Origin of the sequence: Actinoallomurus sp. CA-150999 (assembly GCF_050942425.1) — a bacterium.
Taxonomy (GTDB): domain Bacteria; phylum Actinomycetota; class Actinomycetes; order Streptosporangiales; family Streptosporangiaceae; genus Actinoallomurus.
Genome location: NZ_CP192063.1, coordinates 8,271,157 through 8,286,404 on the forward strand (window position 1 = coordinate 8,271,157; position 15,248 = coordinate 8,286,404).

The window sequence follows — 15,248 nt, forward strand, 5'->3', positions numbered from 1 at the left end:
AGGGTGAGTGCGGTGATGTCCGAGCGAACCCGACGCAGCGAGTGGAGCGGCCGGCCCAGGTACGGAGTCGGCCGCGGAACGAGTGAGGAGGGTGAGCGAGGGATGGAGCACGACGACCTGCGGGTCGGGGACGCGGAGCGCGACGAGGTCGCGTCGGCCCTGCACGAGCACTTCGCGCAGGGCCGGCTGACCCGGGAGGAGCTCGACGAGCGACTCTCGGTCGCGCTGTCCGCCAAGACCGTCGGCGACCTGCGGAAGGTCACCCGGGACCTGCCCGGGAGCCCGGACGCGCTCGCGCACCCGTCCGGGCCGGGCATGCCCGGCCCGCGCGGGCCATGGCGAGGCGGACCACCCTGGGCCGACCCCCACTGGGGCGGCCCGCCGTGGGCCCGCACCGGGCGGATGGCTCATCGGGGGCGGCATCCGCGGTTCGGCCCGCCGGCCGGCGTGTTCCTCATCGCGCTGGTCGTGATCGCGACCGCGACGCACGGCTGGTTCGTGTTCCCGCTGTTCGCCTTCGTCTGGTTCACGATGGCGTTCGTCGGGATCCGGCACGCCCGCCGGTGGCATCGCCTCACGAGGTGACTCACGGCGGAGAACAGGCAGGGTCCCTCGCGGGACCCCGCAGCAGAGAACGCAGGCCCTTCAAGGACTCTGCGGAACAGAACGGGCGGCAGGACCCTCGCGGGTCCTGCCGCCCGCGCCGTCAGCGGGCCGTGACGGCGAAGCGGTCGAACTGCGCGGGCACGTACGAGTCGAGCGCCAGGCCCGACTGGCCGTGGTCGAACGTCGCGTCGGTGACGGCGGCGACCTGCCGGCCGTCGACGAACGCGCTCACGGCCGTGCCTTCGAAGCGCAGCGCCAGGCGGTGCCATCGACCGGTGCCGAGGGCGTCGACCGTACCGCCGGCCAGGGTCCGCGTGGTTCCGTCGTTCTGGACGACGTACAGCGACCACGCGCCCGTGTCGGCGACCTTCAGGTGGTAGCCCTTCCACAGGACGAGGTTGGGCTTCTTCCGCGGGTCGAGCTGGCCGACGATCCGGCCGAGCAGCTCTGCGGAGCCGGCCTGCTCGAGCAGGACGTCCGTCCCCGTCTCGTAGTCGGTCCAGGCGGCGTCACCGACCAGGGTCAGCGGCGCGGGCACCTTGGTCCACTTGTTGGGCTGGGTGGTGATGACCTGGCGCAGGCACTTTCCACGGTGCGACCCGCCGGCGCACTTCGCCACCTCGAACGCGCCCTCCATGTCGGTGAAGTAGCGGGGGGTGGCTTCGCGCCGGTACCCGTCGAAGGACTCGGTGAAGGGCAGCGACAGGCCGGCCGCGGCCGGAGAGACGGCGGATCCCTTGCCGCCTCCGCCGAGGGTCGTCAGCGTGTAGACGCGGCCGGGCTCGAGGGTGATCTGGTAGGAGCCGTCGGCGTCCGCCCGCAGGTCGTCGCCCCGGGCGAGCCACGTCGCGGGATCGGCCGAGGACAGCTCGGTGGACCACACGTGCAGCCGTCCCCGGGAGAGCCCTCTCGCCGGGCTCACGGTGATCGTCTGCGGTCCGGTCGCGGCGGTGGTCTCGACGACCGTGGTGTAGTCGGGCCGGGCGGCGGGCGAGCGCAGCGTCACGTACGTGCCGCCGCCGTCGAGGTATCCGCTCGCGGAGTCGAGGTAGCGCCAGCCGGGACGCGCGAACTGCGAGGTCTGGGCGACCGTCCACAGCGTCGGGCCGAGCTCGTAGTGGCCCGACCAGGGTTCGTTGGCCCGCAGGAAGCCGCTGCCCGCGTACTGGACGGTCGGATACCAGCCGTACGCGGCGGGCCAGTTGATGAACGCCGTCATGCGCCCGTCGACGTACTCGTGGTTGATCTCGGACGCGAGCCGGGGCGCGCCGGTCAGGTAGTCGTTCCACCCGGACTCGCTGGCGAAGATCGGCTTGCCGAGGCCGATGGCGTCGGCGGAGCTGGAGCAGTGCACCGCGCTGCACGGGTAGTGGATGCCGACGACGTCGACGGCCGCGTTGAAGGCCGCGTCGTTCTTCAGGTCGGTGGCGACCTGCCAGCCCGCGTTATCGGCGGCGACCAGCTTGACGCGGCCGTATCCCGTGCGGTTCAGCGCGGCCCGCAGGTCGACGTACCACTGCTTGTCCCAGCCCTTCTCGTTCCAGCCGCCGAGGTAGTCGATGCTGAGGTGGTGCCGCCGGGCGCACCCGAGCCAGTCGGTCAGGTACGCGATGTTGTCCTGCGACCAGAACCCGCCGTGGAACCATCCGGGCGCGCCCCACTCGAGGCCGTACAGCTTGATGGCGGGGTTGCGCTTCTTCGCCTCGCTCATCAGCCACCACTCGTAGCCGCGGTCGCAGTTCACCTCGCCGGGAACGCGCGCGTGGCTCGGCTCCGCCCCGTTGCTGGAGTCGGTGTCGCTGCCGATCTCGACCTTGAGGATGTCGAGCGACGCCCCGTACCCGGGCTTGAACAGGTAGTCGAGGATCTGGCGGCGCTGACGTTCGGGATAGTCGACGATCAAACGTGAGGTGCCGCCGCCACCGCTGATGGCGCCGACGCCCTCGTACACACGGCCCGGCGCCGCCGGGTCGACGGTGATCTTCTGTGGATCGGTCTGCGCGGTGGCGGGCACGGCCAGGCCGGTGACCAGTGTCGCCGCGAGGGCGAGCGCCGCCAGCGGCCCTCGCCGAACCGATCGTTTCCAGCGTCCCATCGGACTCCCATCACTCGGCCCCGAAGCTCGGGGCGAACAGCGACATGGCGGACGCGCCGGCCAATCGTTCGATATTTCGAACCGCGTCCGACCATGCCGTGACCATGGAAGCCGGGTGACGTGATCACGTCAAGATCGCCGGCCGTACCTCTTCGTGCGGGGGCGCGCCGTCGACCACAACGAGCGCGGCGGCTGACTCCTGTGCCCGTTCTCAGGCGGCCAGGCGGGTGAGGACGCCGATCGGGTCCTCCAGGAGAGGCCCGAAGGCGAGTTCGGCGGCGCCGATGACCTGGGCGTCCGTACCGAGGCCGGAGACCGCCAGCCGTACCTGCTCGTGCGGGGCGACCAGGGACGATCGGGCGACGGTCTTCCGCACGACGTCCTCGGTGACGGCGAACAGTTCGCCGAGCGGACCGCTGAGGACGACGATGTCCGGGTTGAAGGTGTTCACGAGCATGCCGACGCCCGCTCCGAGCCACCGGGCGATCTGGGCGGCGGCTCCAATGGCCGTCGGCTCACCGGCGGTGACCTGGGCGAGCACCTCACGGTAGGCCCGCAGACCGCCGTCGACCGGCCGGCCGGCGGCGCTCAGCAGCGCCTCGACGCCGGCTTCGGTCTCCAGGCAGCCGACGGACCCGCACCGGCAGGGACGGCCGTCCGGGTTGACGCGCAGGTGCCCGATCTCGCCCGCGTACCCGCCGCGGCCACGCAGAGGCCGCCCGCCGACGAGGATTCCGCCGCCGATGCCGATCTCGCCGGAGATCACGACGACGTGGTCGTATCCGACCGCGGTGCCGCGCCAGTGCTCGGCGAGCGCGCCCAGGTCGGCGTCGTTGGCCAGGAACGCCGGCAGGTCCAGCCGCTCCCCCAGCCGCGCCCCGAGGGGCAGGTCGATCCAGCCGAGGTTCGGCGCGAACCTCAGCAGCCCGTCCTCCAGGCGTACGACGCCGGGCACGGACAGGCCGACGCCGACGCAGCGGGCGCCGTCCGGCGCTCCGACGCGCAGGCGACGGCAGGCCTCGACGATCGCGTCGACCGTCGCGTCGAGCTCGCTCCAGTCCCGGCCGGAGTCGGCCTCGACCCGGTCGAGCACGTCGCCGCCGAGCCCGACCCGCGCCACCACAAGGTGCTTCACGCCCAGGTCGACGGCGAGGACGTACGCCGCGTCGGGACAGGGCACGACCTCCAGCGAGGGCCGGCCGGCCCGTCCCCGAGCGCTCGCGGAACGCTCGAGGACGAGACCGGCCTCGACCAGCTCGGCGACCAGGTCGCCGATCGTGCTGCGGTTGAGCCCCATCTCGGCGGTGAGCTCGGCCCGGGACCGGCAGCCGTGCCGATGCACCTCGGTGAGGATCGTGCCCAGGTTGTGACGGCGTACGTCGTCCTGCGTCGACCCGCGGATGCGCCGGCGTGTCACGAGACCGCTCCGGCGCTCAGCGGCCGGTCGCGGAGCGCCGCCGCCTGGCCAGAGCGTCGATGCTCGCGGCGAGGAGCAGGAACCCGCCCGTGACGATGTAGTTGAGGTAGGCGTCGGCGCCGAGCAGGCCGAGGCCGTTGATGATGGTCGCGATGACGAGGCCGCCGAGGACCGCGTCCTGCGCCTTGCCCCTTCCGCCGAACAGGCTCGTGCCGCCGATGACCGCGGCGCCCACCGCGTACAGCAGGGTGTTGCCCGCACCGGCGTCCGGAGTGACGGAGTTCAGGCGGGACGCCGCGACGATGCCGCTGATCGCCGCCAGTACCGAGCCGATGACGAACACCGACAGCCGGATCGCGTTGACGTTGATGCCCGCGCGTCGCGCCGCCTCGGCGTTGCCGCCGACCGCGTACACGTGCCGTCCGTAGCGCGTACGGGCGAGGACGAACGTGCAGACGATCAGCAGGACGGCCACGAGCGGAACGCCCCACGGGACGCCGCCGAAGAACAGGGCGCCGTTCGGGTTGGCCGCCCGGTTCAGGTTGAGCACGTACGCGCCGCCGAGCAGCGCGATCGCGACCAGGACCACCTGGACGGCGACCAGGGCGAACGGGCGCCGGGACAGTCCCTTGGCCGTCTGCCGCTGATGCCGCAGCAGCTGGATCGCGGCGTACCCGACGACGCACACCGCCGCGACGGTCCAGCCCAGCCACACCGGCATGTACTTGTTGGCCACCGCGTAGATGACCTTGTCGTGGACGGGGACCGTTCCACCCTGGCCGATCAGCTTCAGCGCGATGCCCTGGAGGCCCAGGAACAGCGCCAGCGTCACGACGAAGGACGGGATGCGGACCACGGCGACGAGCGCGCCGATGAAGGCGCCGATGGCGACGCCGGTGACCGCCGCGGCGAGCACGGCGACGGCCCAGTTCTGGCCGCCGTCGATCAGCAGCTTGGCCATGACCGCCGCGCACGCGCCGCTGGCGACACCGGCCGACAGGTCGATCTCGCCCAGTAGCAGCACGAAGATCAGGCCCATCGCGAGGATCGTCACCGGCATGGCCTGGACGAGGAGGTTCGCGATGTTCCGGGCGCTGAGGAAGGTCTCCGGGCGCAGGACGTAGAAGAAGATGATCAGGACGGCCAGCCCGAGGATGGCGGGCAGGGCCCCGAGGTCGCCGGTGCGCAGCTTGACGAGGTAGCCGTTGACCGCGCTCGCGACCGTCTGTTCGCGGGTGTCTACGGAGAAGTCGGTGTCGGCGAGCGTGGGCACCGCGGTCCGCGCGGAGCCCGGCGCCGGCTCGACGATGTTCGGCTCGGGTGTATCGGTGGACATCGTGGAACCTCAGATGCTCTCTGCGGCGGTCGAGGGCGCCAGGCCCAGATCGCCGGATCGCCCGGTGGTGATGAGCTCGACCACCTGGCTGTGCGTGACGTCGGACCGTTTGACATCGGCGGCGACGCGGCCGAGGTAGAGGGCGGTGATCCGGTCCGCCACCTCGAAGACGTCGTTCATGTTGTGCGAGATCAGCACGACCCCGTGCCCGGTCTCGGCGAGCCGGCGGACGAGGTCGAGGACCTGCCGGGTCTGCGCGACGCCGAGCGCCGCGGTCGGCTCGTCCAGGATCACGACCTTGGACTCCCACAGCACGGCCTTGGCGATCGCCACGGTCTGCCGCTGACCGCCGGACAGGCTCGCGACCTGCTGGCGGACCGACTTGACGGTGCGCACCGACAGCTTGGCCAGCGTCTCGCGGGCCGCCTGTTCCATGGACGCCTCGTCCAGGACGACGCCCCTCGTGCGCTCGCGGCCGAGGAACATGTTCTGCGCGATGTCCAGGTTGTCGGCCAGCGCGAGGTCCTGGTAGACGATCTCGATTCCGAGCCCGGCGGCGTCCTTGGGACCGTGGATGTTCACCGGCCGGCCGTCGAACATGAACCGGCCGGAGTCGGTCGGGTGGATGCCGGCGATGCACTTGATCAGGGTCGACTTGCCGGCACCGTTGTCGCCGACGAGCGCGGTCACCTGTCCCGGATAGACCGCGAAGTCGACGTCGTGGAGCACGTGGACGGCTCCGAAGCTCTTGTTGATCCCCACCAGTTCGAGGGTGGGGTTTCCGTTCTCAGACAACGCTCGCACTCCCTCGGGAGGCGGAAAGGGGCGCCCGGGCGAGACCCGGGCGCCCCTCCGCACTCACTGGATTCCGGCCGCCTTGCACTTCGCGGCGTAGGCGCCCTTGCACAGCTCGTCCTTCTTGACGAAGCCGTCGTCGACGACCTGCTTCACGTTGTCCTTGAAGATGCCGATCGGCTTGAGCAGGATCGACGGCACCTGCCGCTTGCCCTGCGGGTCGTTGGAGGTGCCGTTGGTCTGCGGCTTCTGGCCCTTGGACAGGGCGGTGACGACCTGGATGAGGCCGTCGGCCTCCTGCTTGATCGGCTTGTAGACGGTCATGCACTGCGTGCCGTCGAGGACGTTCTGCAGGCCCTGCGGAGTGGCGTCCTGACCCGTCACGGGCACCTTGCCCGCGACGTTGTTCTTCTTCAGGACGGACACCGCGGCGTTGCCGAGGCCGTCGTTGGCGGCGAGGACGCCGTCGATCTTGCCGTTCTGCTGGGTGTACATCTGCTCGAAGATGGTGACGGCCTGCTGGTTGTCCCAGTCCGGCACGTCCTGCTCGGCGACCTTCTTGTAGTCGGTCACCTTGTCGAGGACCTCGTGCGCGCCCTGCTTGAAGAGGGTGGCGTTGTTGTCGGTCGGCGAGCCGTTGAGGTAGGCGATGTTCGCCTTCTTGTTGCCCAGGCACTTCTGCAGGCCCTGGCCCTGGACCCGGCCGACCTCGACGCCGTCGAAGGACACGTAGTAGTCGGCGGAGCCGCCGAGCGTGAGACGGTCGTAGTCGATCGTCTGGACGCCCTGCTGCTTGGCCTTGCTCTCGATCGCCGCGCCGGAGTTGGAGTCGAGGTTGACGATCGCGAGCATCGTCACGCCCTGCGTCAGCATCTGGTCCGCGATGGACTGCATCTGCTGCTTGTCGCCCTGGGCGTTCTGAATGATGTGCGGAATGCCGGCCTGCGTGAACGCCTGGTCCAGCAGCGGCTTGTCGAAGCTCTCCCAGCGGACGGAGGACTTCGTGTCCGGCAGGATCACGCCGATCTTGCCGACCTTCGACTTGCTCGTGCCACCGGACTTCTTGCCGCTGTCGCTGTTGCTACCGCAGGCAGCGAGGCCGGCGGTCGCCATGGCCGCGATCGCAGCGATACATGCCGTGCGCTTCAAGATCACGTCGACACCTTCTTCGGAGGTCCCCAGGAACGTTTGTTTGGCCGCACAACGTATTCCGTGCTCAGCAGTTCGTATAGAGGGAGGAAGCCGGAGAAATCTGACGGTTACGACATCGAAATCTGGTCGTCACATAACGCTAAGAAGTCACAAAGCTACGCATAGGCGTCTCGATCACCTCGAGCCCCCACAAGCCCCGACAGCCCCCGAAAAGATGATCTTGACTCTCGCACAGCGGCCGTCGCCTCGGCGCGCGGCCGCCAGAGGGCGGCGGCGACCCGGCGGGGTGATGGGCCCAGAGTCCCTGATCGTGCGGTCGAAATTGAGCATCCAGCCCCTACCGGACGCAGCACGAATGTGCTCGACCGGGGCCGTAACGTGCCGTTCATCGAGCGACCACCCGACCGCCACTCGGATACCGAAAGGTGTTTCATGATCGCGAACGGCACCCCGTGGCGCCGAAAAGGACCGAAACAAAAATGGCCAGGCCCGGAATCGGCGGGCGGAAGCGGGCATGGGGAGCGGCGCCTCCACGGCCGCCACCAAGGGCTTTATCGGTCAAGAAGGCCGAGCCGGCACAACGCCGGGAAAAGGGTTGCCGAGAAAACGCTACGAAGCGTGGCCGCGGCAACGGGAGCGACCATTGAAAACGTTCTGAATCAGGGTCGACTCCTTGCCGTCCCCTCCCCGCGAAGGCGGATGGAATCCGGCAATACGGGCGGCCGATTCATCCGAATGAACGAGCGCCGAATCGAACCACCGACCGGACGTCGAGATGAGGGAGGCGTCCCGCGCGTCGCCGGCGGCCGCGCCCGCCGCCGACGCGCGGCCGAGCCCTCCGAGACCCCGGCCGACCGCGCTGGCTAGTGTCGTCTTCATGGGTAGCCAGATCGGTGTCACCGGGCTCGCCGTCATGGGCCAGAACCTCGCGCGCAACATCGCGCGCCACGGGTTCCCGGTGGCCGTGCACAATCGGACCGAGAGCCGCACCAAGCAGCTCATCGAACACCACGGAGGCGAGGGCGACTTCACGCCCGCCTACTCCCTCGAGGAGTTCGTCGCCGCACTCGACCGGCCCCGCCGGATCATCATCATGGTCAAGGCGGGCGCGCCCGTCGACGCCGTGATCAAGGACCTCATCCCGCTGCTCGACGCCGGTGACATCATCATCGACGGCGGCAACTCGCACTACGCGGACACCCGGCGGCGCGTCGCCGAGCTCGCCGAGCACGACCTCCACTTCGTCGGCGCCGGGATCTCCGGCGGCGAGGAGGGCGCCCTGCTCGGGCCCAGCATCATGCCGGGCGGCCCGCGCGAGGCGTACGAGCCCGTCGAGCAGATCCTCACCGCCATCGCGGCGCAGGTGGACGGCACCCCGTGCTGCGCCTACATCGGCCCGGACGGCGCCGGCCACTACGTCAAGATGGCGCACAACGGCATCGAGTACGCCGACATGCAGCTGATCGCCGAGGCGTACGACCTGCTCACGCACGCCGCCGGGCTGAGCGCCCCGGAGATCGCGCAGGTCTTCGACCAGTGGAACGAAGGCGACCTCGAGTCGTTCCTCATCGAGATCACCGCGAAGGTGCTCGCGCAGACCGACGCGGCGACCGGCAAGCCGCTCGTGGACGTCATCCTCGACCAGGCGGAGCAGAAGGGCACCGGCCGCTGGACCGCCCAGTCGGCCCTGGAGCTCGGCGTTCCCGTCACCGCGATCACCGAGGCGGTGTTCGCGCGGGCGCTGTCCGCACGCAAGGACGAACGGACCAAGGCGTCGAAGATCCTGCCGGGCCCGGCAGGCGGACAGGTCGACGCGGACTTCGTCGACGCGGTGCGCGACGCGCTGTACGCCTCGAAGGTCGTCGCCTACGCCCAGGGTTTCGAGCAGATCCGCGCCGCGTCCGACGAGTACGGCTGGGACGTCGAGCCGGGCACGCTCGCGACGATCTGGCGGGGCGGCTGCATCATCCGGGCGCAGTTCCTCAACCGGATCAAGGACGCGTACGACCGCGACCCGGAGCTGTCGAACCTCCTGCTCGACGACTACTTCCGGGACGCCGTCGCGGGCGCCCAGGACGCCTGGCGCCGGGTCGTGCGCACGGCGGTGGAGCTGGGCGTGCCCACGCCGGCGTTCTCCTCGGCGCTGGCCTACTACGACGGCTTCCGCCGCGAGAGCGGCCCGGCCTCGCTGATCCAGGGTCTGCGCGACTACTTCGGCGCGCACACCTACCGGCGCAACGATCGGGACGGCGTCTTCCACACCCTCTGGTCGGAGGACGGCCGCGAGGTGTCCGCCGACTGAGCGGATCGACCGGCCGCCGGCGCCCACGTGGACGCCGGCGGCCGGGTGACGGTCAGCGGCGCGGGTGACGACCGGCCGACCTCGGCGCCCGGCGTCACCCAACGGCCGGCTCGGCGAGCATCTCGCGAGCCGGCGGGCGCGCGTCAGCGGGCGAACGGGCCGTTGTCAGCGAAGGCCAGCTTGGCGAAGCGCTCCCCCATCCGGCGGTACCCGGCGGCGTTGGGATGCAGCGCGTCGGGCAGGTCGGCGAGGTCCGACTCACCGAACAGCTCCCGGCCGTCCAGGTAGTGCAGGTTCGGGTCCGTGGCCGAGCGCTGGGCGACGATCCGGCGCAGGGCGTCCCGGATCACCGAGAGGCTCAGCGCGCCCGCGGCCAGTTGCGCCGGGTCGCCTGCCGCGTCGAAGCGCAGGACGCCGTCCTCCACGACGGGGAGGGTCGGGCCCGGCCGGTCCTCGACCATCGGGCACAGGATCGGCGAGATCACCAGCAGCGGGGTGTCCGGGTGCCCCTCCCGTACGGTGTCGAGGAACCCGTGGACCGCCGGTTCGAAGGCCCGCAGCCGCATCGCGTCGGCGTTGACGACGTTGATGCCGAGTTTGAGGCTGATCCAGTCGGCGGGCAGGTCACGGATCGTCCGGGCGGTGAACGGGTCGAGCATCGCGTTCCCGCTGAACCCGAGGTTCAGGACGTTCACGTCGGCGGCGCGCGAGGCTACGACGGGCCAGGTGCCCAACGGGCTGTCGGCCTCCCCGCAGTGGCTGATCGAGCTCCCGTGGTGCACCCAGCGCGGCCGGGGGTCCGGCTCCGGCGGGCTCACCGGCCCGTCGGCGCGCAGCGCGATCAGCTCGACCTGGGCGTTCTGGGGCAGCCAGATCTCCACCTGCTTGTGCCCGGGCGGCAGCGGCCCGAAGCGTACGGTGGCGGGCTCTCCCGGCTGGATCTCGGGCGGCTTCACCCCGGCCGGGTCGAGCACCAGCACCTTGCCGTCCGGGGTGGCGACCCGCTGGGCCGGCGTGCCGTCGACGACAAGCTCGAACACGCCGCCGGGCCGCACCTCGCCGGCGGCCACGTCCATCGTCTTGGTGATGAGCACGTCGAGGTCCAGTGCCGTCGCCTCGGTGCCGAAGACCATGCGCACGCCGGACGGCTGGGCCACCACGTTCTCGCAGAACGGGGTCGGGAACTGCGGCCTCGTCCAGCTCGGCAGCCGCCAGGGCCGCAGCCCGGCCTTGGTGCGTTCCAGGTCGAGCGCGCCTCGGATGTCAACGGGGCCGTCGAGCAGAGGGACGTCGGCAGGTGCCATGGATCGACCTTTCGTCTCCGGGCCGCGGGAAGCGGTCCCGTCGAACGTACGACCTCAGCGCGCCCGGCGGAAGATCGATCTCGAGACGCCGCCCGCGGGACGGATCACCGTCGGCCCGCGGGCGGCGCATCGCTCATCGGAACCTGGTCACAGGCGCGGGTCCACCGGCTCGGACTCCAGGGCGAGCACGCCGAACACCGCCTGGTGCACCCGCCACAGGGGCTCTCCGGCGGCCAGCCGGTCGAGGGCCTCCAGGCCGAGGGCGTACTCCCGCATGGCGAGCGACCGCTTGCGGCCCAGTGACCGCTGCCGCAGCCGGTCCAGGTGCTCCGGCTCGGTGTAGTCCGGCCCGTAGATGATCCGCAGGTACTCCCGCCCACGGCACTTCAGGCCGGGCTGTACGAGGCGGCGCTGCCCGTCCGGGCCGGTCGGCGCCGGACCATCGCCCACACGCCCCGCTCCGTCGCCCGCGTCCCGGCCGACCGGCACAGGGCCACCGTCCCCGTCCGGCGGCAGCGGCTTGACGACCATGCCCTCGCCGCCGGCCGCGGTCAGCCCCGTCCACCAGGCGATCGCGCCGGACTCGTCACCGGACAGGTCGAGGACGTACGACCGCGTCGCCGCGAACAGTTCCCCGTCGGCGGCGGCCAGCCGGTCGGCGGTCGCCAGGTGCCAGAGGTGGTCCCGTTCGGCGTGGGAGCGGCCTTCCCCGGCCAGCACCTGGAACGGCGCCAGGCGCAGCCCCTTCAGCCCCTCCGTGGGCCAGCAGTAGCGCGCGTACGCGTCCCGGAACAGCTCCGCGTTCACGGAGCGGCGCGCGACGCGGTCGCGCAGCGCCCCCACGTCCAGGCCGCGCGCGACGGCCCGGTCCAGGACGTCGACGGCCATCGGCAGGGCGGCCCGGGCGGCGGCGCCGGTCGCGGCGTACTGCGTGCGCAGCAGTTCGACGGCCTTGGCCGACCACGGCATGAGCTCGCAGTCGAGCACGAGCCACCCGGTCTCGAGCTCCTCGAACAGGCCCCCGGCGGCCGTACGGACCCGCTCCAGGAACTCCTCCGTGGTCGCCGGGTCCGGGAAGAAGGGCCGGCCGGTCCGCGTGTAGACCGCTCCCGTGGTGCCGTCGTCGACGCCGAAGCGGCCGGCGGCGGTCGCGGCGTCCCGGGCGACGACCACGACGGCCCGCGAGCCCATGTGCTTCTCCTCGCACACCACCCGCGTGACGCCCTGCCTCCGGTAGGCCTCGAACGCCTCGGCCGGGTGCTCGAGGAAGCCGTCGAGCGCGGAGGTGGGCGTGGGCGCCATCGTCGGCGGCAGGTACACCAGCCAGCGGGGGTCGACCCCGAACCGGCTCATGACCTCCAACGCCGGCCAGACGTTGTCGTCCCGGACGTTGACGCGTCCCATCAGCCGGGTCTCGACCGCTTCCTGGACGTCGGTGACCCGCAGCACACCGGACTCCCGGTGCGCCCCGGAGGGCGTGGCCTCGTCCACGAGCGGGCGGACCGGCTCGTACCAGACCTGACGGGCCGGGACCGCGACGAGCTCCTTCTCCGGGTAGCGCAGCGCGGTCAGCCGGCCGCCGAAGACGCAGCCGGTGTCGACGCAGAGCGTGTTGTTGATCCACTCCGGCTCGGGCACGGGCGTGTGCCCGTACACGACCATGGCCGCGCCCCGGTAGTCGTTCGCCCACGGGTAGCGCACCGGCAGGCCGTACTCGTCCGTCTCCCCCGTCGTCTCCCCGTACAGGGCGAACGACCGTACGCGACCCGACGCCCGCCCCTGGTAGGCCTCCTTCAGCCCCGCGTGCGCGACGACGAGGCGTCCTCCGTCGAGGACGAGGTGGCTGACCAGGCCGTCCATGAACGCCAGCGCCTCCGCGCGGAACTCCTCCGGCTCGTTCGCGAGCTGGTCGAGCGACTCCGCGAGCCCGTGGCCGACCGTGACCCGGCGGCCCTTGAGGGCGCGTACGAGCTTGTTCTCGTGGTTGCCGGGGACGCACAGCGCGGTCCCGGCGGCGACCATGCCCATGGCCAGGCGGAGCACGCCAGGGGTGTCCGGCCCGCGGTCGACGAGGTCGCCGAGGAACACCGCGGTACGGCCCTCGGGGTGCGCGGCGCCCACGGGACGGCCGAGCGGGTCGCGCTCGACGGCGTAGCCGAGCGCGGTGAGGAGGTCCTCCAGCTCGGCCCGGCAGCCGTGCACGTCGCCGATCAGGTCGAACGGGCCGGTCAGGTGCCGCCGGTCCGGCCACGGCTTCTCGTACGTGACGACCGCCTGGTCGATCTCCTCGCCGCCCAGCACGTACGAGCGCTTGAACTCCCGACTCAGCGCGCGCAGGCCACGCCGCAGCTCCCGGCGCTGCCGGGGAACGACGTGGTCCGGCAGGTCGCGGTCGGCCCGTGCGGCGTTGCGCTCCATCGCGACCGACTCGGGGACGTCCAGCACGATCGCTACGGCGAGCACGTCGTGCTCCTTGGCGATCCGCACGAGCTGCTCGCGGGAGCGCGGCTGGACGTTCGTCGCGTCGACGACCGTGAGCAGGCCGCGCCGCAGACGGGTCCGCACGATGTGGTGCAGCAGGTCGAAGGCGTCGGCGGTGGCCGACTGGTCGTTCTCGTCGTCGGAGACGACCGCCCGGCAGTAGTCGGACGAGACGACCTGCGTCGGGGCGAAGTGGCGGCGCGCGAAGTACGACTTGCCGGAGCCCGACACGCCGACCAGCACGACGAGCGCCATCTCCGGGATCTTGAGCTCCGTCATCGGATGAACACCCCCATCTGGGTCGGCGGGCCGACCTCACCATCCTCGTCGCCGACCGGGACGTACCGGACCTGGTAGCCGTACGTCCGGGCGACCTTCTCCGCCCACTCCCGGAACTCTCCCCTGGTCCACTCGAACCGGTGGTCCGGGTGCCGGAAGCCGGTGAGCTCCTCATAGCGCACGTTGTACTCGGCGTTCGGGGTCGTGACGACCACGACGCGGAGCCGCGCGTCGCCGAACACGACGCGTTCGACGGCAGGCAGCCGCGGCACGTCCACGTGCTCGATGACCTCCATCAGCACCCCCGCGTCGTGGCCGTGGAATCGGTCGTCGGCGTACGTGAGCGCGCCGGTGAACAGGTTGAGGCGCTCCTCCTGCTGACGCGGCAGGCGGGCGAGTCGCCGCTGGGCCATCATGATCGCCCGTGGTGAGACGTCCGTGCCGGTCACGAAGTGGAAGTACGGGTCCTGCAGCAGGCGGGACAGCAGTTTTCCGGAGCCGCAGCCGAGGTCGATGACCGTGTGCGCCCCCTCGGCCCGCAGGGTGTCGAGCACCGCCTGGATCCGGCGCTCGGCGAGCGGCACCGGCGGGACGGCCGCCGCGCGCTCCGGCTCGGCGTCACCCGGCTCGGCGGCCGTCGGATCGACCGGGGGCGGCTCCTCGTCGATCGGGTCGCGGTCGAGCGCGTCGTCCGGCGCGTCGTCGGCGTCGGCGAGCCGGGCCAGGGCCGTACGGACGAGGCCCCGCCGGTTCGCCAAGTAGCGGCGGGTGATGCGGCCGCGCTCCGGGTGGGCCGCCAGCCAGCCCTCCCCCGCCCGGATCAGCTTGTCGACCTCGTCGGAGGCGATCCAGTAGTGCTTCGCGTCGTCGAGGACGGGCAGTAGGACGTACACCTGGTTGAGTGCGTCGCAGAGCCGCAGCTCGCCCTCGAGCGTCAGCGTCACGTAGCGCGAGTCACCCCACTGCGGGAACTCCGGGTCGAGCGGGACCGGCCGCGCCTCCACCCGCCAGCCGAGCGGCTCGAACAGCCGCCTGGCGGCGTCCGGGCCGCCACGACAGGGCAGCGCCGGCAGCGTGATCGTCAGTGGGATCGGCGTGGCCGCCAGCTCCGCACGGTCGCGGCTGGCGCCGCGCATCGCGGTCCGGAAGACGTTCGCCATCGCCGAGGCCAGGAGGGAGGACGCGGCGTACGGCCGGTCGTTGACGTACTGGCCGAGCGAGAGGTCCGGCGTCTTGCGGGCCTTGGCCAGCTTGATCGGGTCGACGTCCAGGAGCAGCGCCGCCGTGCACGTGTCGGGCGACGCGTCGGGGTAGAACACGTGCGCCGTGCCGAAGGACTGCTCGAACGCCTGCACGCGTTCGGGATGCTTGACCAGCAGGTACCCGAGGTCGGTGGCCGGGCGCGCGGTCGTAGTGATCGTCAGCAGCACACGGCACAGTGTTCCGGATGTCGTGGCATATCCCCCACCGGTTTTCCCAAG

The 15,248-nt window shown here is 71.4% G+C and carries 10 protein-coding genes; 2 read left to right on the forward strand and 8 right to left on the reverse strand.

Annotated elements, in window-relative coordinates; all coding sequences use genetic code 11:
- Positions 1–102 precede the first annotated feature (102 nt).
- Positions 103–585 (forward strand): DUF1707 SHOCT-like domain-containing protein, encoded by a 483-nt coding sequence (locus ACQP2O_RS38215; RefSeq protein WP_433173868.1) that lies wholly within the window; start codon positions 103–105, stop codon positions 583–585.
- Positions 586–706: 121 nt separating this feature from the next.
- On the opposite strand, the gene ACQP2O_RS38220 is transcribed toward ACQP2O_RS38215, so the two are convergent.
- The 5 genes from ACQP2O_RS38220 to ACQP2O_RS38240 all read right to left on the reverse strand — a co-directional run bounded on the left by ACQP2O_RS38220 (position 707) and on the right by ACQP2O_RS38240 (position 7,362).
- The gene (locus ACQP2O_RS38220; protein WP_433173871.1) at positions 707–2,701 is read right to left on the reverse strand and encodes a hypothetical protein; all 1,995 of its coding nucleotides are present in this window, start codon (positions 2,699–2,701) and stop codon (positions 707–709) included.
- 211 nt (positions 2,702–2,912) lie between these two features.
- Positions 2,913–4,118, reverse strand: coding sequence for an ROK family transcriptional regulator (locus tag ACQP2O_RS38225; RefSeq protein ID WP_433173873.1), 1,206 nt, complete (start codon positions 4,116–4,118; stop codon positions 2,913–2,915).
- A 16-nt stretch (positions 4,119–4,134) separates the two neighbouring features.
- The gene (locus ACQP2O_RS38230; RefSeq protein ID WP_433173875.1) at positions 4,135–5,454 is read right to left on the reverse strand and encodes a sugar ABC transporter permease; all 1,320 of its coding nucleotides are present in this window, start codon (positions 5,452–5,454) and stop codon (positions 4,135–4,137) included.
- Positions 5,455–5,463: 9 nt separating this feature from the next.
- A complete protein-coding gene (locus tag ACQP2O_RS38235; RefSeq protein ID WP_360890642.1) occupies positions 5,464–6,249 on the reverse strand; it encodes an ATP-binding cassette domain-containing protein in 786 nt (261 codons plus the stop codon).
- A gap of 63 nt (positions 6,250–6,312) precedes the next feature.
- On the reverse strand, positions 6,313–7,362 hold the full coding sequence (locus ACQP2O_RS38240; protein ID WP_433173878.1) for a sugar ABC transporter substrate-binding protein: 1,050 nt from the start codon (positions 7,360–7,362) through the stop codon (positions 6,313–6,315).
- Positions 7,363–8,278: 916 nt separating this feature from the next.
- Between ACQP2O_RS38240 and gndA the strand changes: the two genes are divergently transcribed.
- Positions 8,279–9,703, forward strand: coding sequence for an NADP-dependent phosphogluconate dehydrogenase (gndA, locus tag ACQP2O_RS38245; protein WP_433173880.1), 1,425 nt, complete (start codon positions 8,279–8,281; stop codon positions 9,701–9,703).
- Between the two features lie 143 nt (positions 9,704–9,846).
- Here gndA and ACQP2O_RS38250 read toward each other — a convergent pair whose 3' ends face one another.
- The 3 genes from ACQP2O_RS38250 to ACQP2O_RS38260 all read right to left on the reverse strand — a co-directional run bounded on the left by ACQP2O_RS38250 (position 9,847) and on the right by ACQP2O_RS38260 (position 15,197).
- A complete protein-coding gene (locus ACQP2O_RS38250) occupies positions 9,847–11,007 on the reverse strand; it encodes a GDSL-type esterase/lipase family protein (RefSeq protein WP_433173882.1) in 1,161 nt (386 codons plus the stop codon).
- Positions 11,008–11,154: 147 nt separating this feature from the next.
- Positions 11,155–13,767 carry a polynucleotide kinase-phosphatase gene (locus ACQP2O_RS38255; RefSeq protein WP_433173884.1) on the reverse strand — a complete coding sequence of 871 codons (2,613 nt, stop codon included), beginning with the start codon at positions 13,765–13,767 and terminating at the stop codon, positions 11,155–11,157.
- On the reverse strand, positions 13,764–15,197 hold the full coding sequence (locus ACQP2O_RS38260) for a 3' terminal RNA ribose 2'-O-methyltransferase Hen1 (protein ID WP_433173886.1): 1,434 nt from the start codon (positions 15,195–15,197) through the stop codon (positions 13,764–13,766). Before ACQP2O_RS38260 ends, ACQP2O_RS38255 begins: the two co-directional genes overlap by 4 nt.
- Between the last annotated feature and the right edge of the window lie 51 nt (positions 15,198–15,248).